24 protein-coding genes and 1 pseudogene are annotated in these 25,431 nt (G+C 74.0%); 12 read left to right on the top strand and 13 right to left on the bottom strand.

Going from position 1 to position 25,431, the window contains the following annotated elements; genetic code table 11:
- Positions 1-42: 42 nt before the first annotated feature.
- Entirely contained in the window at positions 43-1,014 is a 972-nt protein-coding gene (locus JD78_RS09270; RefSeq protein WP_153356274.1) for a quinone oxidoreductase family protein, read from the bottom strand.
- Between the two features lie 128 nt (positions 1,015-1,142).
- Between JD78_RS09270 and JD78_RS09265 the strand changes: the two genes are divergently transcribed.
- The 4 genes from JD78_RS09265 to JD78_RS09250 all read left to right on the top strand — a co-directional run bounded on the left by JD78_RS09265 (position 1,143) and on the right by JD78_RS09250 (position 5,506).
- Positions 1,143-2,069, top strand: coding sequence for a LysR family transcriptional regulator (locus tag JD78_RS09265; protein WP_208104062.1), 927 nt, complete (start codon positions 1,143-1,145; stop codon positions 2,067-2,069).
- 100 nt (positions 2,070-2,169) lie between these two features.
- On the top strand, positions 2,170-3,591 hold the full coding sequence (locus JD78_RS09260) for an amidohydrolase family protein (RefSeq protein ID WP_153356281.1): 1,422 nt from the start codon (positions 2,170-2,172) through the stop codon (positions 3,589-3,591).
- The gene (locus JD78_RS09255; protein WP_153356284.1) at positions 3,588-4,541 is read left to right on the top strand and encodes an MBL fold metallo-hydrolase; all 954 of its coding nucleotides are present in this window, start codon (positions 3,588-3,590) and stop codon (positions 4,539-4,541) included. The genes JD78_RS09260 and JD78_RS09255 overlap by 4 nt, the downstream gene beginning before the upstream one ends.
- 17 nt (positions 4,542-4,558) lie before the next feature.
- Entirely contained in the window at positions 4,559-5,506 is a 948-nt protein-coding gene (locus JD78_RS09250; protein WP_153356287.1) for a fumarylacetoacetate hydrolase family protein, read from the top strand.
- Between the two features lie 216 nt (positions 5,507-5,722).
- Here the strand turns inward: JD78_RS09250 and JD78_RS09245 are convergent, their stop codons facing one another.
- Positions 5,723-6,712, bottom strand: a complete 990-nt coding sequence (locus JD78_RS09245) for an amidohydrolase family protein (protein ID WP_153356289.1) — start codon at positions 6,710-6,712, stop codon at positions 5,723-5,725.
- 76 nt (positions 6,713-6,788) lie between these two features.
- On the opposite strand from JD78_RS09245, the pseudogene JD78_RS22875 reads away from it, so the two are divergent.
- Positions 6,789-6,884, top strand: a pseudogene (locus JD78_RS22875) (hypothetical protein); the annotation flags it as partial.
- 185 nt (positions 6,885-7,069) lie between these two features.
- Here the strand turns inward: JD78_RS22875 and JD78_RS09235 are convergent.
- Positions 7,070-7,789 (bottom strand): SDR family NAD(P)-dependent oxidoreductase, encoded by a 720-nt coding sequence (locus JD78_RS09235; protein WP_153356291.1) that lies wholly within the window; start codon positions 7,787-7,789, stop codon positions 7,070-7,072.
- A 91-nt stretch (positions 7,790-7,880) separates the two neighbouring features.
- Between JD78_RS09235 and JD78_RS09230 the strand changes: the two genes are divergently transcribed.
- Positions 7,881-8,417: a TetR/AcrR family transcriptional regulator gene (locus JD78_RS09230; protein ID WP_153356294.1), complete on the top strand. Its 537-nt coding sequence runs from the start codon at positions 7,881-7,883 to the stop codon at positions 8,415-8,417.
- A 357-nt stretch (positions 8,418-8,774) separates the two neighbouring features.
- Here the strand turns inward: JD78_RS09230 and JD78_RS09225 are convergent, their stop codons facing one another.
- The gene (locus JD78_RS09225; RefSeq protein WP_153356297.1) at positions 8,775-9,632 is read right to left on the bottom strand and encodes a helix-turn-helix domain-containing protein; all 858 of its coding nucleotides are present in this window, start codon (positions 9,630-9,632) and stop codon (positions 8,775-8,777) included.
- A 138-nt stretch (positions 9,633-9,770) separates the two neighbouring features.
- Here JD78_RS09225 and JD78_RS09220 point away from each other — a divergent pair, with 138 nt between their 5' ends.
- The gene (locus JD78_RS09220; protein WP_153356300.1) at positions 9,771-10,454 is read left to right on the top strand and encodes an SDR family NAD(P)-dependent oxidoreductase; all 684 of its coding nucleotides are present in this window, start codon (positions 9,771-9,773) and stop codon (positions 10,452-10,454) included.
- Between the two features lie 355 nt (positions 10,455-10,809).
- On the opposite strand, the gene JD78_RS09215 is transcribed toward JD78_RS09220, so the two are convergent.
- Both JD78_RS09215 and JD78_RS09210 read right to left on the bottom strand, forming a co-directional pair.
- Entirely contained in the window at positions 10,810-12,174 is a 1,365-nt protein-coding gene (locus tag JD78_RS09215; protein WP_153356303.1) for an FAD-binding oxidoreductase, read from the bottom strand.
- Positions 12,171-12,914, bottom strand: coding sequence for an SDR family NAD(P)-dependent oxidoreductase (locus JD78_RS09210; protein WP_153356306.1), 744 nt, complete (start codon positions 12,912-12,914; stop codon positions 12,171-12,173). The genes JD78_RS09215 and JD78_RS09210 overlap by 4 nt, the downstream gene beginning before the upstream one ends.
- A gap of 80 nt (positions 12,915-12,994) precedes the next feature.
- Here JD78_RS09210 and JD78_RS09205 point away from each other — a divergent pair, with 80 nt between their 5' ends.
- Complete coding sequence (locus JD78_RS09205) at positions 12,995-13,678, top strand: TetR/AcrR family transcriptional regulator (protein ID WP_153356309.1); 684 nt, start codon at positions 12,995-12,997, stop codon at positions 13,676-13,678.
- 82 nt (positions 13,679-13,760) lie between these two features.
- Here JD78_RS09205 and JD78_RS09200 read toward each other — a convergent pair whose 3' ends face one another.
- The 5 genes from JD78_RS09200 to JD78_RS09180 are packed head-to-tail and all read right to left on the bottom strand — an operon-like array spanning position 13,761 to position 18,728.
- The gene (locus JD78_RS09200) at positions 13,761-15,089 is read right to left on the bottom strand and encodes an FAD-binding oxidoreductase (RefSeq protein ID WP_166521100.1); all 1,329 of its coding nucleotides are present in this window, start codon (positions 15,087-15,089) and stop codon (positions 13,761-13,763) included.
- Positions 15,079-16,152: an alkene reductase gene (locus tag JD78_RS09195; protein ID WP_153356315.1), complete on the bottom strand. Its 1,074-nt coding sequence runs from the start codon at positions 16,150-16,152 to the stop codon at positions 15,079-15,081. The genes JD78_RS09200 and JD78_RS09195 overlap by 11 nt, the downstream gene beginning before the upstream one ends.
- 38 nt (positions 16,153-16,190) lie before the next feature.
- Entirely contained in the window at positions 16,191-16,733 is a 543-nt protein-coding gene (locus tag JD78_RS09190; protein WP_153356318.1) for an SRPBCC family protein, read from the bottom strand.
- A 53-nt stretch (positions 16,734-16,786) separates the two neighbouring features.
- Complete coding sequence (locus JD78_RS09185; protein WP_153356320.1) at positions 16,787-17,737, bottom strand: alpha/beta hydrolase; 951 nt, start codon at positions 17,735-17,737, stop codon at positions 16,787-16,789.
- Positions 17,738-17,783: 46 nt separating this feature from the next.
- Positions 17,784-18,728, bottom strand: coding sequence for an NADP-dependent oxidoreductase (locus JD78_RS09180; protein WP_153356323.1), 945 nt, complete (start codon positions 18,726-18,728; stop codon positions 17,784-17,786).
- A gap of 227 nt (positions 18,729-18,955) precedes the next feature.
- Here JD78_RS09180 and JD78_RS09175 point away from each other — a divergent pair, with 227 nt between their 5' ends.
- From JD78_RS09175 to JD78_RS09160, 4 genes are all read left to right on the top strand, one after another.
- Positions 18,956-19,810, top strand: coding sequence for a helix-turn-helix domain-containing protein (locus tag JD78_RS09175; RefSeq protein WP_153362636.1), 855 nt, complete (start codon positions 18,956-18,958; stop codon positions 19,808-19,810).
- Between the two features lie 67 nt (positions 19,811-19,877).
- A complete protein-coding gene (locus tag JD78_RS09170; RefSeq protein WP_166521099.1) occupies positions 19,878-20,810 on the top strand; it encodes an NADP-dependent oxidoreductase in 933 nt (310 codons plus the stop codon).
- A gap of 220 nt (positions 20,811-21,030) precedes the next feature.
- On the top strand, positions 21,031-21,486 hold the full coding sequence (locus tag JD78_RS09165) for a nuclear transport factor 2 family protein (RefSeq protein WP_153358790.1): 456 nt from the start codon (positions 21,031-21,033) through the stop codon (positions 21,484-21,486).
- Positions 21,487-22,100: 614 nt separating this feature from the next.
- Entirely contained in the window at positions 22,101-22,988 is an 888-nt protein-coding gene (locus JD78_RS09160) for an LLM class flavin-dependent oxidoreductase (protein WP_208104061.1), read from the top strand.
- Between the two features lie 229 nt (positions 22,989-23,217).
- Here the strand turns inward: JD78_RS09160 and JD78_RS09155 are convergent, their stop codons facing one another.
- Positions 23,218-23,373, bottom strand: a complete 156-nt coding sequence (locus JD78_RS09155; protein WP_153358791.1) for a Zn-dependent oxidoreductase — start codon at positions 23,371-23,373, stop codon at positions 23,218-23,220.
- A 184-nt stretch (positions 23,374-23,557) separates the two neighbouring features.
- Entirely contained in the window at positions 23,558-25,204 is a 1,647-nt protein-coding gene (locus JD78_RS22570; RefSeq protein ID WP_166521098.1) for an RCC1 domain-containing protein, read from the bottom strand.
- Between the last annotated feature and the right edge of the window lie 227 nt (positions 25,205-25,431).

Genomic DNA, 25,431 nt, shown 5'->3' with positions numbered 1-25,431 from the left:
CTCGCGCGGAAACCGGGTGCAGAGGTTCCTATGCCTCGGGAGTCACCGGGCCGGGTCGAGGACGAGCTTGCCGGTGGTGCGGCGGGCCAGCAGGTCCTGGTGGGCCTCGCGGACGGCGGTCAGCGGGTACCGGCCGCCGCTGACCGGGCGCACCGTGCCGTCGGCGACGAGCGGGAGCAGGTCGGTCATCGCCTCGTCCATCATCTGCGGGCGGGTCATGCAGTGCGCCAGCCAGAAGCCGATGACCGCCCGGCTGGTGCCCATCAGCGACTGCGGGTTCACCGGCTTCGGCGGCACCCGGCCCGCGGTGCCGTAGGCGGCGAGCCGGCCGAACGGGGCGAGCGCGGAGAAGGCCCCGTCGAAGACGTTGCCGCCGGTCATCTCCAGGACGACGTCGACCCGCTGCCCGCCGTTGGCCTCGCGCAGGGCGGCGGTGAAGGTCTTCGGGTCGTCCTCGGCCAGCGCCGGGTCGACGGTGGCGTCGGCGCCGAGGGACTCGGCCAGCGCGCGCTTCTCCGGGCTGGAGGCGGTGGCGATGACCCGGCCGGCGCCCCAGTGCTTGGCGAGCTGGATCGCCAGGGTGCCCACGCCGCCTGCGCCGGCGATGACGACGACGGACTCACCGGGGGAGAGGTGGGTCGAGGTGCGCAGCAGGTGCCAGGCGGTGGCGCCCTGCAGAACGACGGCGAGGGCCTGCTCGTCGGTGACCCCGTCGGGCACCGGCCAGGTCAGCCGGGGGTTTGCCGCGACCCGCTGGGCGTAGCCGCCGCCGGCCAGCAGCCCGACCACCCGCTGGCCGCCGCCGGCCGGGGTGCCGACGAACTCCGCGCCGGGGACCAGCGGCAGCTCCTGCGGGGCGAGGTAGCTGTTCTCCGTCTGGTGGGTGTCGGCGAAGTTGACCCCTGAGGAGCTGACCTCGTAGAGCACCTCGCCGTCCGCCGGGTTGGGATCGGGGAGGTCCACGACGTCCAGGACCTCAGGGCCGCCGAAGCGGATGATCTGCACAGCACGCATGACGGTGAGGCTATTGCCCCCTCGCGGCAGCAGCTGCGGCCGATGGGACCGCCCGGACCTCAGTCCACCCGGTTCGTGGGGTACGACACCGCGTCGCACGTGGCTCAGTGCCCTTAGCCTCGGTGCAGGTGCGATCCGGCATCGAGGCCGGTGCGTCGACGGGTGGAGAGCTGATGGACATCCGCACCCTGCGGTACGTGGTGACGCTCGCCGAGGAACTGCACTTCGGTCGGGCCGCACGCCGTCACTTCATCGCGGCCCAGCCGTTCGGCCAGCACGTGCAGCGGCTGGAGAGGGAGGTCGGCGCGCGGCTGTTCGACCGGACCAGCCGACGGGTCGCCATCACGCCGGCGGGGGAGCGGTTCGTCGCACAGGTCCGCGTGGTGCTGGCCGAGGTGGACGCCCTGTACGACCAGACCGCGGAGCGGCCCTCGGGCGGCGGGGGACCCCTCCGGGTCGGGGTCCTCGGCTTCGGCGCCGGGGACCGGTGGGGGGCGCTGCGGGGCGCGGTCCACGACCAGCTGCCGGCCATCGTCCTCGAGCACCACGAGCTGGACCTGGCCGACCAGTACGACACGGTGCGCCGCGGCCGGGTGGACGTGGGGCTCGTGCAGCACGTCGGTGAGATCGACGGGCTGGAGTTCGAGCCGGTGCTGTCCTCGCCGCGGGTGGCCGTCGTGCCGGCCACCTCGGCGATGGCTGATGCCGCCCGGCTGACCGCAGGGGACCTGGCCGACTGTCACTGGGTGGAGGTGGCCAGCCGGGAGCCGTCGCTCCGGGCCTGGGTGGGCGGTGCCGCGGAGCGAGGCGCACCCGCCGTCCGGCAGCCCTCCGCGATCCCCACCGCGGTCGCGATCAGCGGGCGCGTCTGCGTCCACGGGGCAGCGGCGGCGGACTACTACCCGCGGCCGGATGTGCGCTTCGTCCCGGTGGACGGGCCCGCCGTGGAGGTCGCGGTGTCCGTGCGCAGCGGTGACCGACGCCCTGAGGTGGTCGCGTTCCGGCGGGCGGCAGCAGCGGTCCGCCGGCTGACGGGCACCGGGCTGCTCGTCTGATCGCAACGGATCCGGTTGATGATCGCACCGCCGAGCGCTGGTCGAGTGGGCGCACGACGGCCACCCGGCCGTGCGACACCGGCGTCGTTCGGAGCACTCCATGACTGTTCAGCGCACACTCGTCCGCGGCGGGCACGTCCTGTCGATGGACCCGGCCATCGGCGAGCTGCCCTCGGGTGACGTGCTCGTCGAGGACGGCGTCATCACCGCCGTGGCGCCCGACCTGGGTGAGGTCGACGCGGAGCTCATCGACGCGACCGGGCACATCATCGCCCCCGGGCTGATCGACACCCACCGGCACACCTGGCAGACGCAGCTGCGGGCGCTGTGCGCGGACTGGGTCCTCGCGGACTACTTCTACGGCATCCGGCTGGCGGTCTCGCCGGCCTACACCGCCGCCGACGTGCACCTGGGGAACCTGCTGGGCGCCGTGGACGCGTTGGAGTCCGGGGTCACGACGATCCTCGACTTCTCGCACTGCAACAACACCCCCGACCACGGCGACGCCGCCGTGACCGGGCTGCGCGACGCCGGCATCCGTGCGGTGTTCGGCTACGGCTTCTTCGACAGCAGCCCGATGGCACCGCAGCACTTCCCTGACCACGGTGCCCGGCTGGCCGACTTCGCCCGGATCGCCGAGACCCACTTCTCCTCCGACTCGGGGCTGCTCACCCTCGGGGTGGCGCTCAACGAGATGGGCCTGGTGCCGCTGTCGGCCACCGCCGCGGAGGTGCGCGCCGCCCGCGAACGCCAGGCCTTGATCGTGGCCCACACCGGCTGCGTCTGGAGCATGCCCAGCGGCATCCGTGAGCTGGACGCTGCTGGGCTGCTCGGCCCCGACCAGGTGCACGTGCACTGCAACACGCTGTCCGACGAGGAGTGGCAGCTGCTGGCCCGCGCGGGGGCCAAGGTGTCCATCTCGGTCGAGACCGAGCTCAACATGGGCATGGGCCGGCCCGTCTTCGCCGCCTGCGAGCGGCACGGCCTGGCCCCCACCCTGTCCTGCGACATCATCTCGCTCAACAGCGGCGACCTGTTCAGCCAGCTGCGGCAGGGGCTCGGGTTCAAGCGATGGGCCGACACCGAGGCCGACAACCTCGCCGGCCGGGACCCGGAGCGGGTGACGACCACCGCCGTCGAGGCGCTGCGCTGGGCGACGGTCAACGCCGCCGAGGCGATCGGCCTGGGGCACCGCATCGGCAGCCTGACGCCGGGGAAGCAGGCCGACCTGATCGTCGTCGGTGGCCCGGGCACCTCGCAGCACCCGCACGTCGACGCCGCCGGCACGCTGCTCTTCCAGACCAGCACATCCGACGTGCGCACGGTGCTCGTGGCCGGCCGGGCGGTGAAGCGGGACGGCGTGATGACCGGGGTCGACCTGCCCCGCCTCCTGGCGGACGCGGATGTCTCCGCCGACCAGGTGCTGGCGAGGGTGCGGGCGGCCGTGCCGGTGCTGCCGCCCACCCCGCCCGGCAGCTTCGACGCCGTCCTGGCCCTGGTCGCGGCCAACCTCGCCGCATGAGCGCCTCGGCGCGCCGGGACCCGGCGGCCGCGCCCGACACGGCGCGCCTGGTCGAGGTGCGGCCGGGCACGCAGGCCTGGGTGCAGCCGGACGGGTCCTGGTGGATCAACAACGCCGGCGCCGTGGTCGGGGACGGCGCGGTGCTGGTGGTCGACACCTGCGCGACCGCCGAGCGGACGTCCCGCTTCCTGAGCGCCGTGGATCGCGCGACGGACGGCGCCCCGGTGCGGCTCGCGGTCAACACCCACCAGCACGGTGACCACACGTACGGCAACAGCCTGCTCCCGACCGCCACGGTGCTCCTCGGCCACGAGGCGATGCGCGAGGGGTTGCGCGTCGATCCGGTGATCGACGGCTGCCCGCCGTTCTGGGCGCCCGTGCCGGACTGGGGGCCGGTGCAGCGTCGGCTGCCCGACGTCGCTGTCACCGCCGCGACGACCGTGCACGTCGGCGGACGGGCGGTGCAGCTGCGGCACCCCGGCGGCCCGGCGCACACGACCGGCGACCTCATCGCCTGGCTCCCCGACGAGCGGGTGCTCTTCGCGGGGGACCTGGTGTTCGCCGGGCTGACGCCGCTGGTGTTCATGGGCTCGGTGCCCGGCGCGCTGGCCGCAGTCGACTGGCTCGCCGCCCTGGACCCGGAGGTCGTCGTCCCGGGGCACGGCCCGGTGCTGACAGGGGGCGACGTCGACCGGGTGCTGGACGAGCACCGCCGCTACTACCGGCTCGTGCTCGCCCTGGGCGAACAGGGACTCGCCGCCGGGCGGACGCCGCTGGAGACGGCCCGGGACGCCGACCTCGGCGAGTTCGGCGCCTGGGCCGACGCCGAGCGCCTCGTGCTCAACCTGCACCGCGTGTACGCCGACCGGGGCGGTCGCGCGTTCGACCTGATGGCCGCCCTGGGGGACGCGGTCGCCTGGCTCGGTGGCCCGATGGCCACCTCCGTCTGACGGCCCGAGGAGGTCCGGTGCGATTCGTGACCTACGCCGAGGACGACGGCGACCGGGTCGGCGTGCTGGCCGGCGAGCAGGTGCACGCCCTCCCCGCGGGCACCACCCTGCTCGGTCTGCTGCGGACCGAGGGGGGCCTGGCGGAGGCGGGGGAGCGGGCACTGGCGTCCCCGGCGGCGGTCCGGCCGTACGCCGGCCTGCGGCTGCGGGCGCCCCTGCCCGATCCACCCACCGTGCGCGACTTCATGGCGTTCGAGGAACACGTCGCCGGCACCGTCCGGCTGGCCGGAGCCGGGGCCACGGTGCCCGACCGCTGGTATGAGGCGCCTGCCTTCTACTTCACCAGTCCCTATGCGGTCCGGGGCCCGCACGACGACGTGCCGGTGCCGCCCGGCAGTGAGCTGTTCGACTTCGAGCTGGAGGTCGCCGCGGTCATCGGACGCACCGGCCGGGACGTCCACCCCGCCGACGGCGAGTCCCACATCGCCGGGTACACGATCATGAACGACTGGTCCGCTCGGGACCTGCAGTTCGCCGAGATGGAGGTCCGGCTCGGTCCCGTGAAGGGCAAGGACACGGCCACCACCCTCGGGCCGGTCCTGGTGACGCCGGACGAGGTGGAGCCCTGGCGGACGGGGTCCGGTTTCGACCTCGCGATGACCGTGGACGTCAACGGGGTGCGGTTCGGCGAGGACCGGTGGTCGTCGATGGCCTTCGGGTTCGGTGATCTCGTGGCCTACGCATCCCGGGGGTCCGAGGTCCGGCCGGGGGACGTGCTCGGCTCGGGCACCTGTGGGAACGGCTGTCTGGCCGAACTCTGGGAGCGCTCCGGTCTCGACGCGCACCCACCTCTGCGGGCGGGCGACGTCGTCACGGTCTCGGTCGAGCAACTGGGCAGCATCACCACGCGGGTCGTCGAGGGTGTCGCTCCGGTGCCCGTCGCGTCGGCGCGGCGTCACCCGTGACGCGTCGGGCGTCGGCTGGTCCTGGACGCCGTGTCGAGACCTCGCTCTGCACCAGCCTGCCAGCGCGGGGGACGACGTCCTCGTCCCCCGCTGAGAGTGCTCGCGAACCGGTCCGGCCCCAGCCGGTCGATCACCGGCCGGGTGCTGTCGTCCCGGCTCGCCACCGGGTCCGGGGCGAGGGCTTGGTGGGTGCCACCCCGACGGCGGTGTCGAGGGTCAGGCCCCCGGCGGGCTGATCCTGAACAGGGCCTGGGCGTTGCCGGCGGTGAACGCCTGGCGGGCCTCGTCGGTGGGGAACTCGGCGAGGAACCGGTCGATGTCCGCCCGGGTCGGCCGGTGGAAGGGGTGGTCGGTGGAGAACAGCAGCCGGTCGGGTGTGGTGACCTCCAAGGCGTGCCGGAGCAGCGTGGGGTCGAGCATCCCGGAGCTGGTGATGTGCACGTTGGACCGGATGTACTCCGACACCCTCCGGTCCAGGCCTGCGACGCGGGCCAGGCTGTCGGTCCGGTCGGACCAGAACAGCAGCAGCTCGCCCCAGTGTCCGAGCACCAGCTGGAGGTCGGGGTGCCGGTCGAACGTGCCGCGGACGATCAGCCGCAGTGCGGAGAGCGCGGCCTCGAGGTGCCAGCCCCACCCGAACGTGGCCAGCCCGAGGTCGGTCATCGGGTCGAAGCCGCTGTAGGCGGCCCGGCGGATCGCGACCGGCGGGATCTGCGGGTGGATGGAGATCGGCTGGTGCGACCTCGCTGCTGCAGCGAGCAGGTCGTCGTAGCGCGGGTCGTCCAGGGGCACGGTGCCGGTGCGCCCGTAGACCATCGCTCCGACGAAGCCCAGGTCGACTGCACGCTCGAGCTCAGCGACCGCCGCAGCGGGGTCGGCCGTCGGCAAGGTCGCGAACGCCCGGAACCGGGTCGGGTGCCGACGGACGGCCTCGGCGGCGATGTCGTTCGCCTGCCGGGCGAACCGCGCTGCGTCCGCGGGGTCCAGTGGCTGGGTCCCGGGGGGTGCCAGGGACAGGATGGACACGTCGATGCCCTGGGCGTCCATCACGGCGATCCGGGCATCGCCGATGTCGTGGAGGTGTTCCAGGTTGTCGCCCATCTCGTCGAGCACGAGGCTCTCGTCCGCCCGGTCCTCCGGGAGCGCCCGCACTGCCGCCGTCAGGGCGGGGAGACCCCAGTGCTCCTCGATCGCGATCACCGTCATGTCGACTCCTCGATTCTGCTCAACGCTTGTTGAGTCAAAACCTAACAGTTTCGCTCACCATCTGTAGAGCGGGGGAGTGGCCGGAGCCGCACGAGACGCCGAGCGCGCCCGCGCGGCGCGGCTCAGCCTCGACGCCGCTCGGCAGGAGTTCGCGACCCGGGGCATCGACGGGGCGACTGTCCGCGGCATCGCCGCGGCGGCTGGGGTCGCCTCGCTCGTGACGCAGCACGACGGCTCCAGGGCGGCGCTGTCCGCCGTCGCCGTCCAGCTGTCGGGCAACGACGAGCAGGGTGCCGCCGAGCACCCGCTCGGCGTCCTCACCGTCCGGCTGCTCGACTGTCCCCGAGGCGAACAGGGTCACCACGCAACGCTCTCCCCGTGCCGGTCGAGGTACTGCAGGCCCGGTGCGCCGTGCTGCGCGTCGATCGTGTCGACGAGCGGGGGGATGCTGTCGCTGATCTCGAGCACCGCGTTCGGGCCGCCGAGACCGGTCTTCACCCATCCGGGCGCCATCAGGAGCAGCGCCCTCTGCTCGCCGGCATGCCGGGCGGCGTAGCTGCGGAACATCTGGTTCAGCGCGGACTTGGTCGCCCGGTACGCCTCGAACCCGCCGTCGATGTTGCCGGAGACGCTGCCCTGTCCGGAGGACATGACGGCGATGGTCCCCGACGCATCCACGAGATCCTGCAGCGTCTCGACAGTGCGCATCACGCCGAGGACGTTCGTGTCCATCATCCGTTCGAAGTCGCCGGTGTCGATGTCCGCACCGACCGCGTCCTGCGCAGCCAGCGAGATGCCTGCGACGACGAACAGCAGGTCGAAGGCCCGACCGTCCAAGCGCTCCCGCAGGGCGCTGATCTGGTCCCGCACGGTGATGTCGATCTTCTCGATCTCCACCGCGCCGCCGTTCCTGCGCGCGAAGTCGTGCAGCGGTGATGGGCCATCGTCCTGCGCCGTTCCCACGACCTGGGCACCGCGTGCGACGTACGTCTCGACGATCGCCTCTCCCAGTCCGCGTGATGCTCCGATGACGAGCACCCTCCGGTTCGGCGTGCTCGTTCGTGTCGCTCCGCTCATGGTCCGCGTCCCTCCCGGTCGCCGTCGAGCCTCTCGCTCACCGTCCGTTGAGTGACTCTAGCACTCAGCTCAACGCATGTAGAGTGAGTGGATGCAGACGGGTCAGACGAGATCGGACCGGCGGGCGGCGACGGCGGCGCGCATCCTCGAGGCGGCGCAGTTGGAGTTCGGCACGCATGGCGAGGACGGCACGACGATCCGTGGCATCGCCCGGCGCGCGGGGGTCGACCCGTCGCTCGTGCTCCAGCACTACGGGTCGAAGCAGGCTCTCTTCTCCCTGGCGGTGCGCCCGGCGGCGGACCTGACCGGGGAAGGTGTGCCTGCGCACCTGGCCGAGGTCCTCGGTGCCAGGCTCCGCGAGATACCGCCGGCAACACGGGCCCTCATGCGCTCGATGCTCACCTCGCCCGAGGCGGCCGCAGTGATGCGCGAGTACCTGCAGGAGCGGGTGACGAACCTCGCTGGCGCGATGGCCGGCGACGACGCCGAGCTCCGAGCCGCCGTCATGGTCTCGAGCATCCTCGGCATCACCATCGCACGGCACTTCCTCGACCTCTCGCCGTTCGCGGACCTCGAGGACGAACAGGTCACCACCCTGGTCGACGCATGGCTCGCTCCACTCGCCTGACACGGCACCGCCCACGAACACGAGCGTGGGCGGAGTGCATGCGCGTCACGTCGATCCCGCGCGGGTCACGGGGCACCGGACGTCTGCGGTGCGGCAGTGGAGAACGCGGTGAGCGCTCTCCCCGATGCACGGTGCAGACGACTCGCGCACCGCACCGCACCGCGTCCGAGGCCGGCGACCGCGACGACCGAGCCGCCTGACCCGGCAGCCCAGGATGCCGGGGCTCCACCCGAGCACGCGGGCCCACCGGCGCCGGGGCTGTCGTCTCGGCGCCTGACGGCTGCTCCAGGACGTACGGGTCGACATCACGTCCTCCACGATCGGCGCGGGCGAACCCGATCCGGGTGGCTCCAGGCGTCAGGGATGCGGCGCGGTGTCGTGCTCGCGGTCCGACGTGGGCAGGGTGGCGGAGGCCAGCAGCGCGAGCTTGTCCGCGGCATCCGAGCCGGCGTCCGGGTGGAACACGACCAGCATCAGGTGGTCGGTCCCGCTGATGGCCAGGCGCTCCCGGTTGAGCGTCATCTCCCCGACCTGGGGGTGGTCCAGCCGGATCGGTGCACCCCACTGCCGGCTCACCTCGTGCCGCGCCCACAGCTGCCGGAACCGCGGGCTCGCCAGCGTCAGCTCGCCGGTGAGCTCGATGAACCGGGGGTCGTCGACGTCGGTGCCGACGGCCTGCCGGAGGTTCGCCACGACGCACTCCGTGACCCGCTCCCAGTCCGGGTGCAGCGCCTGCTCGGCCGGGTCCACGAACAGCGCCCGCAGCTGGTTGCCGCCGGCGGCGAGCCGGGGGGAGAGCGCGGTGGCCATGCGGTTCGCGGCGACGACGTCGAAGTAGCGGTCCTCGATGAAGGCGGGTTGCACGAGAGAGCCCAGCAGTGTGAGCACCCCCGGCGGCGGGGTCTCCGTGCGCGGCCGGCGCCGCCGGTGCCGGGGGACCTCCGCGACCAGCGTCAGCAGGTGGGCGACGTGGTCGTCATCGAGCTGCAGGACCCGGGCGATGGCCTCCAGCACCTGCAGCGAGGGGTGCCGGTCCCGGCCCCGTTCCAGCCGGAGGTAGTAGTCGGCGCTGATGCCCGCGAGCAGGGCGACCTCCTCCCGCCGCAGCCCCGGCACCCGCCGCACCCCGGCGTCCGGGATGCCCACCTGCTGGGGTGTCACCAGCTCGCGCCTGGCCCGCAGGAAGGCCCCGAGCGAATTCGCCGACTCGTCCACGCCCGCGACCCTAGGCCGCTGGTGGCGATCAGCGAGGGTCCTGCCGGACCCCAGGCTGCGGAGAGCTCTGGATGACCCCGCTCCCGGCTCCTAGCGTCCCGAGCGGCTGTTCGGCCGAGCATCTCCCGAGAGGACGTCATGACCGTCACCCTGATCACCGGTGCCAACAAGGGCATCGGGTTCGAGACCGCCAGGCAGCTCGTGCAGCTGGGGCACACCGTCTACCTCGGCGCGCGGGACGTCGAGCGCGGCGGGAAGGCCGCTGCCGAGATCGGTGTGCGATCCGTCCAGCTGGACGTCACCGACGACGCGTCGGTCGGCAGCGCGCTGGCGGAGGTCGGCGCGGCAGAAGACCACCTCGACGTGCTGGTCCACAACGCAGGCGTCCTGGAGACCGGGCTCGACGGCCCGGCGGCGCTCCGCTCCTTCGACACGAACGCGGTGGGGATCGTGCGCGTCACGGAGGCGGCGCTTCCGCTGCTCCGCAGGTCGTCGAGCCCGAACGTCGTCGTCCTCTCCAGCAGCGCCGGGTCGTTCTGGGCGGTCACCAACCCCGAGCGCGCGGAGTTCGGTCTGCCGCTCGCGCTGTACTCGGCGTCCAAGGCGGCGGCGACCATGCTGACCCTGCAGTACGCCAAGGCGCACCCGGGCATCAGGTTCAACGCCCTCGAGCCGGGCCCCACCGCGACCGACATGACCGCGGCGTTCGGCATCGGGCGCCCGGTGGAGGAGAGCGCCCGGGTCGTCGTGCGGCTGGCCACCCAGGGCCCGGACGGCCCGACGGGGACCTTCCAGGACGAGGCCGGCGCACTGCCCTGGTGAGCAGGTCCGATCAGCGGGCCGGGCGCGCTGCGCACGCCGCGGAGGTCGCGTCCTGGGCGCTGGTCGCCGCCCAGGACCGACGGGCGGGCCGCTCAGCGCGGGGTCATCCGCGCCGGCGCACCAGGCGAGCACCTCCTGGTGCGCCACGTCGTCCACGACCGCGGCCACCGTCGTCGCCGGGACGCACGGAGCTCGACGTCCAACGGGGCCGGCTCCGGCCGGAGCAGCCGGCGCAGCGACGCCACCGCGGCGCGGGTCCGGTCGAGCTCCGCCTCCAGCCGCTGCGGGTGGTCGGCCGCGGGGGTGGCGCGGGCGCCCGGGTCGGCGGCTGACCCGCGCCCACCGGACCGCGACCTCAGCTGCCCTCCGGGGCGCCGGGAACCGCCCCGAGAGCGACGTCGAAGTTGTGCGAGAAGACGTCGTCGGGGTCCCAGCGCGCCTTGATCCTGCGCAACCGGGTCAGCGTCGCGGGCGGGAACGCGTCCATGATCCGTCGCGGGTCGTCGTCGGTCTCGAAGCTGAGGTACAGCCCGTCCGCGTGGTCGCGCACCTCCTCCCAGGCTGCCCAGAGGTCGGCTCTCCGGGCGGGGGAGGTGACTGCCATGACGGAGAAGGCCTGCTGGCGGTGGGCGAAGGCGGTGGCCTCGGCCGGGACGTCGTTGATGGCGCCACCGAGGGCGCGGAGCTGGATGCCGTCGGCGGCGCCGCCGTCCAGCAGGCCGGCCAGCACCCGGGCCGTCACGGTGTCGAGCGCGGGGACCAGCGCCGACCTGGTCACGCTGCCACCGCTGCCGGTGTGCGGAGCGCCGCTCCGCTGGACGACCGCGTCGTAGCGGGCGAGCGTGGCCCGGGCCCCCTGCAGTGGCGCGACCTGCGCGAAGGGTTCCAGCAGGCGCTGCGCCGTGTCCGCGTCCGCGGTGGTCACGACGATGCTGGCCATCGCCGATGCCGGTCCGCCGCCCCCGCCGAACAGGTAGAGGAAGCCGGTGACGTCCCGTGGCGCACTCGCCATCGCGGCTCCCCACCCCTCCAGCAGGGCCGCGGCGTCCCGGGCGTCGTAGGCGAGGGTCGCGTGCGCGACGGCGGGGACCACGGCGGCGCGCATCGTGAACTCGGTGACGATGCCGACGTTGCCGCCCGCACCACGGATCGCCCAGAACAGGTCCGGGTGGTGGTCGGCGTCGACCTGCAGCACCTGGCCGTCGGCCGTGACCACCGTCGCGCCGACGACGTGGTCGATCGTCAGCCCGAAGCGCCGGCCGAGCAGGCCGATCCCCCCGGTGGTGGCCAGGCCGCCGACGCCGACGTCGCCGGAGTCGCCGGAGGTGATGGCCAGGCCGTGCGGTGCGAGCTGGGTGGCCACCTCGCCCCAGGTCGCGCCCGCCTGGACGCGCACGAGCCGCTGCTCCCGGTCGAGCACCTCGACCGCGTGCATGGAGGAGAGGTCGATGACCACGCCGCCGTCGTTGGTCGACCGGCTGCTGATCCCGTGCCCGCCGCTGCGGATCGACAGCGGCCCGCCGCGCTCCCGGGCGTGGGCGAGCGCCGCCACGACGTCCTCGTCGGTCTCCACCGCCAGCACGAGGGCGGGGCTGCCGCGGTGGGAGTAGGTGTGGCGCAGGCGCTGGTAGTCCGGGTCGCCCGGTGCCGTGGCCAGGTCGCGGAGCCGGTCGGGGAGCGGGTGTGCTGCCCGGGCGGTCGGGGTCCGGGACCCGTTCATGACCGGGACGACCGCACGGTGAGCCCCGTGACGGGGTCGATGAGGTGGTGCAGGGGCTCGTCGGATCCGGGCGCGCCGGCGGTCAGCAGCTCTCCCACCGCGTCACCTACCTGCTCCCCGGTCAGCCAGCGGGGGTCGTCGATCCCGACGGACTGCCGGGCCCTCGTCCGCACCACGCCGAGGACGAGTCCGTACACCCGGGGCCCCGAACCCGACAGCTGCACGGCGAGTGTCTGCACGAGCGAGCGCAGTGCTGCGTTCGTCGCACCCATCAGCGGGTTGCCGGGGAACGGGATCTCGGCGCTGGCCCCGAGCAGGCTGACCACCGCGCCGTCCGGGGCGACCAGTGGCACCAGGGCGCGCAGCGCGCGGAACCCGGCGGTCTGGTTGCCCTCCACCATCTCCGCCCAGTGCGCGTCGGTGATGTCCAGGACGCTGCCCCGGGTGCGCCCACCGGGGGTGCCGATGGAGATGACCGCCCCGTCGACGGTGCCGAAGGCGGCACGCAGCTCCCGGGTGACGGCGCTGCTGTCGGCGGCGGTCACGTCGGTCCGGTGCAGGACGAGTTCCCCGGTGCCGGTGTCACCCAGGCGGTCGGCGAGCCCGGCCAGCCGTTCCTCGTCGCGGCCGATCGCGACGACGCGGGCGCCGTGGGCGAGCAGGGACCGGGTCGTCCCTTCGCCAACGCCTCCGGTCGCTCCGGCGAGGAGCACGGTGCGCCCGTGCAGGTCCTCGTTCATGGTGGCCTCCCAGCCGTCGTCGTCCTCGTACGGCTGGCGGAACCACGGCTGCGGAACAGCTATTCCGCTATGCTCGCCGGGTGTCGACCCAGCCAGCCACCTCTCGCGCCGACGCCCTGCGCGACGGGCTCGTGGCGGCGGCGCGCGAGCTCTTCTCCGGGCGCGGCTTGACCGTCACCCAGGCGCAGGTGGCTGCGCGGGCCGGGACCGGTGTCGCCTCCCTCTACCGGCGCTTCGGGACGAAGGACGACCTGATCCTCGGCGCCTACCGCGATGCGCTCGCCCTCGGCCCCGAGACGGCCCACCAGGCGGCCGAGAAGGAGTCGGCCTGGAGCGGCCTCGTGCACTTCGTGACCGCGTCGGCCGACGTCCTGGCAGGGGACCGCGGTCTGCGCGAGCTCGTCCTCGGTGGTTTCGGCGCGCCGCTGGGGTGGTCACGCGGCTCCGGCCCGACCGAGCTGGCGCGGGTGCTGCGGGACACCGATGCCCTCGTCGTGGCACGACTGGAGCCGGTGGTGCGGCGGGCGCAGGCCGACGGCGACCTCCGCCCGGACGTCGGAGTGACCGACGTGCAGCTGGTCACGGCGATGGTCCAGGCGGGCGCGACCCTGGGCGGCCCCACGGTGCCCGGCCTGCACCGGCGGGCCGTCGGCCTCGTGCTGGACGGCCTCCGGGGCCGCCGGGACGGTCCCACGCCCCTCCCCGTGCCGGCGATGACGCTGCAGGAGCTGAGAGAGGTCACCGCACGGGCTGCGCACCCCTGACCCGGTCGTCCGAGGAGGCTCTCGTGGGTCCGCCCTGCGGCGACGGCCGGTCAGCAGCGCTGGGAACGACCGTCGCCCGGTGTCACCCGAGCAGGCGGGACCGGCGGATGCGGGCACCCGGGTCGACGGTGTCGGCGATCGCCGCGGCCCGTGCGCGGACGTCGGCCGGCAGCGCGTCCGGCACGTGCGCCGCGCCCTCGACCCACGAGCCCGGTGTCGAGCCGGCATCGGCGGTCGACCACACGGCTCGCGCACCGGCGAAGGCGGTCTCGATCCGGTCCCGGGGGAACAGGGTGAGCGGTGCGACCGCGTGGTGGATGAAGTCGCCCGGAGGGGCGACGACGGCTCCCGGACGGCGGGCCGGTGCCCCCGCGACGTGGCGGATCTCCATCATCACGATCGCGGCGTCGTCCGCTGCCGCGGTCGCGAGCAGCTCTGCGGCGATCCCCGGCGTGGACGCGTCGAGCCACCGCGCGTCACCGATGGCCGGGGTCGCCACCGGTGGATCGAGGTGGATCCGGGACAGGCCCGCGGCGTCGGTCGGGCCCCAGCTGTCGGAGACCGGCTCCGCCGCCGCGCGCATGGCGTCGAGCAGCGGGGCCGCGGCGACCGGGCCGTCGGGATCGGCGATCGCGAGGTGGACGGCGACCTTCCCGTGCAGCTCCGTCGGGAACGGGGGCATCGGTGGCACGTGGAGCACCCCGATGCTCGAGGAGACGGTGCCGCCCAGTGCCCCGATGGTGCTCGCCCAGGCAGCGATGAGCTCCGGGAGCGCATCGGCGTGCCAGAGCAGCGCCCCGGCGTGCAGGTCCGGCGCGGGCGCGAGGTCGAACTCGAGGGTGTGCGCGATCCCGACCCCGCCCGCCCCGCGGAAGGCCCACATCGCCGCGCGGTCGACCTCGTCGGGGGCGTCGTCGGCAGCGGTGCGCGAGCGACCGCTGCCGTCGACGTAGTGCACGGCGCGGAGAGCGCCGCTGGCCAGTCCGTCCCGGCGGACCAGCCACCCGATGCCGCCGCCGAAGGTGTACCCGGACACCGAGACGCTGGGCGCCGAGCCGGCGAGCCCGAGCAGGCCGTGCCGCTCGGCGGCGGCGTTGACGGCAGACCAGGTCGCGCCGGCGCCGACCACGGCGACGCGCGATGCCGGGTCGATCGACACGTCGGTGAGCCCCGACGTGTCGAGCAGCACCGCTCCGTCGTCCACCGGCGCGCCCGCGCCGTGGCCGGTCGCCTGCGGTACGACCTCGAGCCGCGTGCCTGTCGACCGTGCGAGTGCGGCGACCTCGGCGAGGGCGGGCGCGACGTCCTCGGGCCGGGCGATGACCGCCACCCGGGCGGGCCTCTGCTCGCGGGAGGAGTTGTGCGGTCGGGTCGCTGCGGCGTAGCCGTCGGTGGCCGCGTCAACGAGCACGGCTGGTGGCCTCCTCGAGCGTGGGGTAGTCGGTGTAGCCGCGGTGGTCGCCGCCGTAGAAGGTGCCGGGGTCGGGCGCGTTGAGCGGTGCGCCGGCCCGCACCCGGGCCGGCAGGTCCGGGTTCGCCAGCGCCATGGCACCGACCGTGATGACGTCGGCGCGGCCGGCGTCCAGGTCGGCGACGCGGGCGTCGAGGTCGGCGCCGGCCCGGTTGAGCAGGAGCGCGGTCGGCCAGGCCCGGCGCAGGTCGTGCAGCAGTTCCTCGTCGCCGGAGTGCATCAGGTGCAGGTAGGCGAGGTCCATCGGCGCCAGGGCGGCGAGCAGGGCCGAGTAGAGGCCGTGCGGGTCCGTCTCGACGATGTCGTTGTAGGGGTTGCTCGGCGAGATGCGCAGGCCGGTGCGCTCGGCGCCGATCTCGTCGGCGACCGCCGAGACCACCTCGACGGCGAACCGGATGCGGTGGGCGATCGAGCCGCCGTAGGCGTCGGTGCGCTGGTTGGCGTTGTCGGAGAGGAACTGGTGGACCAGGTAGCCGTTGGCGCCGTGCACCTCCACGCCGTCGAAGCCGGCGGCGATGGCCGCCGAGGCCGCGTGGCGGTACTCCTGCACCACGCCGGGCACCTCGGCGGTGGTCAGCGCCCGGGGGGTGGGCATCTCCTGCGGCCCCGAGGCCGTGAACATCACGCCTGCCGGGCGGACGGCCGACGGGGCGACCGGCTGCCGGCCGTGCGGGGTGTTGTCGGGGTGCGCGATGCGGCCGGTGTGCATGAGCTGGGCGACGATGCGACCACCGGCGTCGTGCACCGCGTCGGTGACCTCGCGCCAGCCGGCGACCTGCGCGTCGGTGTGGATGCCGGGGGTCAGCAGGTAGCCCTGCCCGTCCGCGGAGGGCTGGGTGCCCTCGGTGACGATCAGCGCCATCGACGCGCGCTGGCGGTAGTACTCGACGTTGAGCTCGGTGGGGACGCCGTCGGGCCGGGACCGGTCCCGGGTCATCGGCGCCATGGCGAGGCGGTGCGGCAGCTGCATGCTGCCGACGGTGAGGGGCTCCCAGAGGGTCATCTGTCTTCTCGTCTCATCGGGGGTGTGCGGGGGATGTGTCACGGGCGTGGGGACAGGGCTGCGCCGGCCGGCCGGGCGCGCTCCTCGCGGTCGATCCGCTCCGCGGCGCGCGCCGACGCGACCACACCGGCGGTCATGTAGTTGCGCCACAGCGGGCCGAGGACGCGGCGCACGAGGAGGTCGCGGTGGGGGAGCGGCAGGAACTCGTACGTCCAGCGGACGAGGGTGCCGGTCCCGTCCGGAGCGAAGGTCCACTCGCCACGGACCCCCGCGACGAGGTGGCGCAGGACGTTGGTGAACCCGGTGACCTCGTAGGCGAAGGACGACGGCTCGTCGTACTCCGTCAGCGTCTCCCGGGCGGTCGTCCCGTCGGTGAACCGGGGACTCCGGGACGGGCCGGCGTGGTCCCACGCCGCGGTCTGGTCCGCCACCCCGCTGATGCCCGGGAAGGGACCCCAGCCGGTGAACACGAGGGACAGGTCGATCGGGACGACGAAGCGGAACGCGTCCGCGGGCGAGAGCGTGCTGCGGGTCTGCACGGTGACCGGGACCGTGCGGTCGTGGGCGGTGATGAGCGGCATGGCGACGTGCTCCTCCTGGGTGGTGGGTGGGGTGTGCCGGTGCGCGCGCCCGGCTAGATCGACCGGAGCACCCGGACGCGGTCGGCGACGGCCCGCCGGGCGACGTCGGACCCGAAGGCGATGGAGTCGAACTCGTGCGGGGCGCCGGGGTGCAGGTGGAACTCCACGGGCACCCCGGCCCGGCTGAGCGTGGTCGCGTAGGCCAGGTCCTCGTCGCGGAAGACGTCGAGCTGGCCCACCTCGATGTAGGCCGGCGGCAGCCCCGACGCGTCCTCGAGCCGGGCCGGTGCTGCCGTGGCCGGGACGTCGGGTCCGCCGGCGGCTGCGCCGAGCAGCGCCGGCCACGCGGTGCGGCTGTCGGCGTAGGACCAGACCAGGTACGGCTCGATGTGCGGGTCGGGCGTGGTGGTGCGGTCGTCCAGCATCGGCATGAGCAGGATCTGCCGGGCGATGGGCGGGCCGCCGCGCTCGCGGCTCAGGATCGACAGCGCCGCGGCCAGGCCGCCGCCGGCGCTGTCGCCCATCACGCCGATCCGGTCGGGGTCGACGCCGAGCTCGGCGGCGTGCTCGTGCAGCCAGCGCAGCGCGGTGTGGGCGTCCTCGAGCGGCGTGGGGTGCGGGTGCTCGGGCGCGCGGCGGTACTCGACGGACAGCATCGGCACGCCGCTGGCGGACACGTAGCGGGAGACCGGCCCGTCGAAGTGGTCGATGTGGCCGAAGAGGTAGCCGCCGCCGTGGAGGAACAGCACGGCCGAGCCCGGGGACACCCCGTCCTTGGCGTACCAGCGCATCGTGACCTGCGCGCCGTCCTCAGCGGTCGCGACGTGGTCGCTGGTCGTGACGTCGGCGGGGATCGGCTGCGCGGTACCCGCGGTGGCGAGGATCGGCTCCCACAGGGCGCGCCGCCCTGCGACGTCGCCCACCGCCGGCGGCGGGGTCTCGGCCATCGCTGCGGCCATCGGCGCCAGGGCGGCGGCGATCTCGGGATCGAGGGTCATGGACATGGCTGTCTCCTTCGTGGGGGTTGATCGGTCAGGACTGGTGGGGTGGTCAGGCGCCGGCCGGGAGGACGACGACCTTGCCCGGCATCGAGCACCTGGCGGCTCGGGCGTGGAGGGCGGGCAGGTCGGCCAGCGGGATGCGCTGCGCGATGTCGATGACGAGCTCGCCGGTGCTCACCCGGGCGACCAGGTCGGCGAGCTGGTCGGCGTCGCTGCGGACGATGAGGTCGATGCCGCGGACACCGCGCTCGTCGTCGGAGGGGGCAGGCAGCCGGACAGGCGTGTTGACGAGTGCACCGCCGTCGCGGATCAGCGGGATCAGCGCAGCCAGCTGCCTCGGGGTGATCGGCGCGACGTTGAGCACCAGGTCGACGGGCTCGCTCACCACCGCCGTCATGTCGGTGAGCGTGTGGTCGATGACCTCGTCGGCCCCTGCGGCCGTGACCCGCGGGGCACTGCGTGGCCCGACCGTGGCGACCACATGGGCGCGGGCCTCCTTGGCCAGCTGCACGGCGTACCCGCCGACACCGCCGCCGGCGCCGTTGATGAGGATCCGCTGTCCAGCGGTCAGCCCGCCGTGGTCGAACAGCGCCTGCCACGCGGCCAGGCCGACCAGCGGCAGCGCGGCCACGTCGGTCAACGCGATCGTCCCGGGCACCCCGGTCAGGAGCTCGGCCGGCGCGATCACGTGTTCCGCGGCAGCCCCGCCCGCTGTCATCGGCAGGAGCCCGACGACCCGGTCGCCGACCGCGACGGCGTCCACGCCCGGACCGAGGGCCTCGACCGTGCCGGCGACGTCGACGCCAGGGGTGTGCGGTAGTCGCACCGGCGTCCGGCCCTGCATGCCACCGGCACGGAGCGTGGTGTCGACGACGTTGAACGACGTGGCGGCGACGCGGATCCGTACCTGACCCGCGCCGGGGGTGGGGACGTCGACGTCCTCGTGGCGCAGGACGTCGGGGCCGCCGAACGCGTGGAAGCGCACCGCTTTCATCGCTGGACCTGCTTTCGCTGGACGTGCCGTGTCGTCGGTGGCGTCCCACTCCGCGGTGCACGGCCGCCCGGAGGTGGTCGTCAGAGCCGCAGTGCTGGGGACGTCACCCAACGTGGCAGGTTCCGGCGCGGTCATCCTGGGCCGAGTTGGCCCACCCTGACGTCACCCGGTCGGGTCTCGCGGCCGAGGAACATCGACTGCGCGGGTTCTCAGGGCAGACTGGCGCTGTGGCAGGTCAGGACTTCGGTGCGGCCGTGCGCCAGCTGCGGGAGGGCACGGACCCGGGGGCGGTCGGGTTGCCGGTGGGCGGGCGGCGGGTGCCCGGGTTGCGGCGGGAGGAGCTGGGTGAGCTCGCGGGGATGTCCGCGGACTACGTGCGCCGGCTGGAGCAGGGGCGGAGTCATCCTTCGGCGGGTGTGGTGCGGGCGATCGCCCGGGCCCTGCGGGCGAGCCGGGCGGACTACGAGCGGCTCTGCGCGCTGGCGGGGTACGCGGCCGCGGACGGGGCGGTGCCGACCGACCTCGGGCCGGGGGCGACGCGGTTGCTGGAGCGGTTCGCCGACACCCCGATGATCGTCACGGATGCGGCGATGAACGTGGTCGCGGTCAACAGCGGGTTCCTGGCCTTGGAGCACTGGGACCTGCCCGGGGAGCGGTGGGACTGGAACGTGGCCTGGCGGATCTTCTGCCACCCGTTCGCTGCCTTCCAGCAGTCCGACGCGGACGCGACCGCGCACGAGGTGATCCAGGTGGCCCAGTTGAGGGCCGCGTTGCTGCGGTACCCCGGTGATGCCGCGCTGGCGGGCATGGTGGATGAGATGCGGGCCCGGAGCCGGCGGTTCGACGCGCTGTGGCGGGCGCCGCGTCCGGTGGTGGCGTACGAGAGCAGTGCGAGGTTCGTCCAGTCCGACGGGGACTCCCTCACGCTGGCCGGGAACCTGATCGCGATCCCCGGTGATGACCTGGCGGCGGTGATGCTGACCGCGGCGCCGGGGTCGCGGGATGCGGCCCGGCTGGGGGAGGTCCTCGGTGCGGTGGAGGGGCCGGCGGTGATCAGGGTGGGCCAGTCCGGCCCAGGCTGATCGCGCCGGGACCTGCCACGTTGGGTGTTGTCCGCAACGGCACACCCCACAGAGAGCAGGTCCAGCGATGAAGGCAGTGCGTTTCCACGAGGTCGGCGGTCCCGAGGTGCTGCGGTACGAGGACGTCGACCAGCCCGTCCCCGGTGCCGGTGAGGTGCGGGTGCGGGTGGCGGGCTCGGCGTTCAACGCCGCCGACGCGGGCATGCGCGCCGGTTTCCTGCCGATCCCGGTCGTGCTGCCGCACGTGCCCGGCTACGACGTCTCGGGCACGGTGGATGCGCTCGGGGACGGGGTGGGCGGTCTGCGGGTGGGGGATGCGGTGATCGGGTTCCTGCCGATGGAGCGCGACGGGGGAGCGGCGGAGTACGTCATCGCCCCGGCCGAGGCGCTGGTCCCGGCGCCCACGACCATCCCGCTGCCGGATGCGGCGGGGCTGCCGTCGGTGGCGTTGACGGCCTGGCAGGCGCTGTTCGACGACGGCGAGCTGGCCGCCGGGCAGCGGGTGCTGATCAACGGTGCGGGGGGTGTGGTCGGCAAGTACGCCGTCGCGCTGGCCGCCCGGGCCGGGGTGCACGTGGTGGCGACCGCGAGCCCGCGCAGCAGCGACGCCGTCCGGGCGGCCGGCGCCGAGGAGGTCATCGACCACACGACCACCGACGTGCTGGGCGCGGTCGAGGAGCCGGTGGACGTGCTGGTCAACCTGGCGCCCATCGAGCCCGAGCAGTTCGCCGCGCTGGTGGCCGTGGTCCGCGACGGGGGCAAGGTGGTCAGCACCACCGCGTTCATGGCCACCCCCGGTGACGAGGCCCGCGGCGTCACCGCGGCCACGGTGTTCGTGCTCCCCAACCGGGACCGGCTCACCGAGCTGGTGTCCCTGGTCGACAGCGGCGACCTGCACGTCGAGGTCACCCGCCGCGTCCCGCTCACCGAGCTCCCCGCCCTGCACGCCGAGGCCGCCACCGGGCGCATCGAGGGCAAGGTCGTCGTCCAGCCCGCCTGAGCCCATCCGCCGGACTCGAGCACGTCGGTCCGCCGACCGGCGACTGCTCGGCGGCAACCGATGCGCGACTCCACGGCACCACCGGTTCCCGCCGGCGCCGGACCACCCCGTCGTGCGGACGACGGCCGACCGGCGTCGAGCGTGGACGACTCGCCCGCCGCCTCGTGCGGCGGCACCCCGCAACGCCCGCAACCCATCAGCCCACCAGCAGGGAGACACCATGACCGAGCCGACCACCCCACCGGCCACCGACACCTCCGAGTCGGGAACCGCCGTCCAGACGACTGCCGAGGACTACTTCCGCGCCCTGGAGGCCAGGGACCGCGACACGCTGGCGGACCTGCTCGACGACGGCGTCAGCCTCACCATCCCCTTGTCCATCGAGGGCACTCCTGAGCCGTGGTTCGTCTTCAGCGGCAAGGACCAGGTCGTGGGCTACCTCGACTCGGTGGTGGCGAACTTCGACTCCATCCGCCTGCTCGACAAGGAGCTCACGGTGGCCACCGACGGCCGCACGGTGTTCCTGGAGGCGCGCAGCGACATCCTGACCAGCGCACGGAAGCTGACCTACCAGAACACCTACGTGTTCCGCCTGGTCATCGTCGACGGCAAGGTGGTCGACGTGCGGGAGTACGCCAACCCGGTCCCCTTCGCCGCCCTGGGCATCGGGCAGTAGGAGAGCGGAGCCCCCCCCCAGGCCCTCACCGCTCCGACGTCCGGCGTCGGTGCAGGAGGCAGCGCACGCCTGTCACCGGGTGGTGGCGTCATCGGCTGGGGACCGAGCGGCAGCAGCCGGGGCACGGCCCACGGGCAGCACCGGCTGCCGCCGCCACCCCGCTGGCGCCGTGACCTCGTCCGGCTGATGCCCTCCGGGACCGCCAGCACCAGCCGCGGGCGATCGACGTCCGCGGACGTCCGCTCGATCACGGACAGCCACCCACCGGAACGGAGGCAGCGATGAGCACGGCCCACCTCGTACGACCCGGGTAGCACCAGCAGCTGGAGCGGCTCGGGGGGCAGCACCCTGTCCGTCCTGCTCGACGGCACGGCCACCGACGGCCGGCTCATGGTCGGGCGCTTCGACGTCAGCAGGGGGGAGGCGCCGTCCCACCCCGTGCACCGTCCCTGCCCGGGAAGGTGCCGCACTCCTACCGGACCACGTCGGAGGAGGTCGATCTGCTGATTGTCACCACCCCGGCCGGCATCGAGGGGATGTTCCGCGAGACCGGACGCGACCGGTCCACCCCGCCACCTCACCGACCGGAGCCACTGACCACCAAGGAGACCTCCGTGCCACTGCCCGTGCTCTTCGGAGCCAACGTCGACCCGTTGTCCCTGCCGGTCGGTCGCTCACTGCACCAGGCGACGCTCATCGACCGGCTGGGGCTGGACCTCCTGACGATCCAGGACCACCCCTACCAGCACGCCTTCGACGACACCTGGACGCTGCTCACCTTCCTGGCGGCGCGGACGACCTCGGTCACCCTGGTCCCGACCGTCATCTCGCTGCCGCTGCGACCTCCCGCGGTGCTCGCCAAGGCAGCCGCGACCCTGGACCGGCTCAGCGGATCCCGGGTGCAGCTGGGTCTGGGGGCCGGTGCGTTGTGGGACCCGATCGCGGCGATGGGCGGCCCGCGTCGGCGACCGGCCGAGGCGGTCGCCGCCCTGCGCGAGGCGATCGACGTCATCCAGGCGATGTGGAGCGGGGAGCGCAGCGTCCGGGTGCGCGGCGAGTTCTACGAACTGGCCGGCGTCCACCCGGGACCCGCACCGAGCCCCTCGTTGGGGCTGTGGCTCGGCTCCTACGGCCCGCGGATGCTCGCCCTCACCGGCGCCAGGGCCCAGGGGTGGTTGCCCTCCTACACCTACATGGGCCTGGACGCGCTGCCGGCTGCCGTGGCGCGCATCGACGCCGCGGCCACCGAGGCCGGCCGGGACCCGTCCGGCCTGCGCAAGGTCTACAACATCGCCGGCCGCGTCTCCTCCACGTCGTCCTCGGGGGCCTTCGACGAGCCGGTCGACGTCTGGGTCGAGCGCCTCGTCGACCTCGTGGCGGAGGTGGGGATGAACGGGTTCGTCCTGTGGCCACTCGAAGACCACGATCGGCAGTACGCCCGGTTCGCCGAAGAGGTTGCACCTGCGGTCCGCGAGGCCCTGGCGACCGCACGGCTCCGGTGAGGACCGCGTTGGGTCGGGCGCCTGGCACCCCGGAGGGCGGAGGCCGCTGCTGAGCCACCGCCGCCCCCGGCTCATCCCAGGGTGCGAGCGTCACTGAGGTCGTGCAGCGACCGGTACAGCAGCGCGGTGCGCACGACGACGGATGCGAGCGGACGACCGCGCGTGCCGGCCCGGTGCGGCGGGGATCCACCGCAGGTCATCGTCCGGCGCGTGTGCCGCCCCAGTCAGGTCAGTTGCGCGACAGCCGGTGGTGGGTGTCGGCGTAGTTGACGCCGGCCGAGCTCACCTCGTACAGCTGGTCGCCGTCCCCGGGGGCCGGGTCGGGCAGGTCGACGACGGTCAGGACCTCGGGGCCACCGAACTCGGTGATCTGGACAGCACGCATGTGGAGGACGCTGGGGGGCGGCGGTACGTGGCCGAGCGCCGCCCGATGTGCTCGCGGACGCGCTGGGCCGAGTGACCCGCTCCTGAGGCGGGCGCCTACGGCTCGGCGCCCGGACCGCGGACTTGGCGGAACCGCACGGCGTGGTGCTGGCTGTGCTCCGTCAGCGGCTGGAGACGCCTCGGGGTCAGCCGGCGGTGGTGGCGCGGCGGCGGGTGAGGAGCAGGACGGTGGCCCCGGCGAGGAGGAGGGCGATGCTCACCGGGAGCAGCAGGCCGAGGTCTGTGCCGGTGGAGGCGAGGCCGTGGCCGCTGGCGTGCGGGTCGGTGATGGTCAGGGAGGCGGTGGTGGCTCGGGCGGTGCCGTCGGGGGCGGTGCCGTAGGCGACCAGGGTGTGCCGGCCAGCCGCCAGGCTGGTGGGGAGGGAGCTGGTGAAGGTGGCGGTGCCGGTTGCGTCGGCGGTGGTCGTGCCCAGCACGGTGGGGGTGGAGTAGGCCACCAGGGTGACGGTGCGACCGGGCGCGTAGCCGGTGGCGGTGAGCGTGATGGCTGATCCGGTGGCGGCGCTGGTGATGGGGGACCCGTCGGCGGTGACCCGCAGCAGTCCGTTCCCGGCGGGCGGTGTGGCCGGCGGGACGAAGGGCGGGGCGGTCACCGGCGGGGTGTTGATCGGCGGGGTGGTCCCAGGCGGGGTGGTGACGGGTGGGGTGGTGACGGGTGGGCTGGTGTCAGGGGTGGCAGCGACGGTGATGGTGAGGGGGACCGATACCGCCGGTGAGCCGACGCCGTTGCTCGCTGCGACGGTGAACGTGGAGGCGCCGACGCCGGTGGGCGTGCCGGTCAGGGCTCCGGAGGGGGACAGGGCGAGCCCGGCGGGCAGGGCGCCCGAGGCGACGGTGAAGGTGGGGGCCGGGTTGCCGGTGGCGATGAAGGCGTAGTCCGGGTAGGCGGCGTCCACGGTCCCGGTGGTGGGCGGGCTGGCGGCCGTGAGCACCGGCGCCGCCCCGGTCTCGGACAGCGCCACGGTGTGAACCGCGCCGGCGGCGATGGCGGTGACGCCGGTGAGCCCGGCCGGCACGTCGGTCTCGCCGGACCAGGGGGCGCCCCAGGCGGTGACGGTGCCATCGGACGTGAGCGCCACGGTGTGACCCGAGCCGGCGGCGATGGCGGTGACGTCGGTGAGCCCGGCCGGCACGTCGGTCTGCCGGGAGTTGTTCGCACCCCAGGCGGTGACAGTGCCATCGGACGTCAGTGCCACTGTGTGGGCCTCGCCGGCGGCGATGGCGGTGACGTCGGCGAGTCCGGCTGGCACGGTGCCCTCTCCGTAGTCGTTGCTGCCCCAGGCGACGACGGTGCCATCGGACGTCAGCGCCACTGCGTGGGCTCCGCCGGCGGCGATGGCGGTGACGTCGGCGAGTCCGGCCGGCACGGTGCCCTCCCCGTATGCGTTGCTGCCCCAGGCGACGACGGTGCCATCGGACTTCAGCGCCTTTGTGTGGGCTCCGCCGGCGGCGATGGCGGTGACGCCGGTGAGTCCGGCCGGCACGGTGGACTCCCCGTGGTCGTTGCTGCCCCAGGCGACGACGGTGCCATCGGACTTCAGCGCCACCGTGTGGCCGAACCCGGCGGCGATGGCGGTGACGTCGGTGAGCCCGGCCGGCACGTCGGTCTGGCCGGACCAGGTGGCGCCCCAGGCGACGACGGTGCCATCGCCCTTCAGTGCCACCGTGTGGACCGCGCCGGCGGCGATGGCGGTGACGTCGGTGAGCCCGGCGGGCACGGTGGTCTGCCGGTAGCTGTTGTCGCCCCAGGCCGAGACCGACCCGACGTCCATCGGGACGGGAACACCCACCGGCGCGGCGCCGGCCGGAACCACCCCCAGCCCGGCACCGATCGCCGCCGACCCGAGAAGAACCAGAGCGACGCGTCGAGCTCGGACACCGATCGCAGGCCACATCACCTGGTCTCTATCGGCAGGGCACACCCGGAATCGATCAGAGTGCTGCTGGACGTCGCGGGGGCTCGGTCGGCCGGCGGTCAGGACCTGGATGGCGCATCGGG

Source organism: Modestobacter roseus, assembly GCF_007994135.1.
Classification (GTDB): Bacteria; Actinomycetota; Actinomycetes; order Mycobacteriales; family Geodermatophilaceae; genus Modestobacter; species Modestobacter roseus.
The sequence above is the reverse complement of the archived record's forward strand: the minus strand, read 5'-3'. Positions and strand labels throughout refer to the sequence as shown.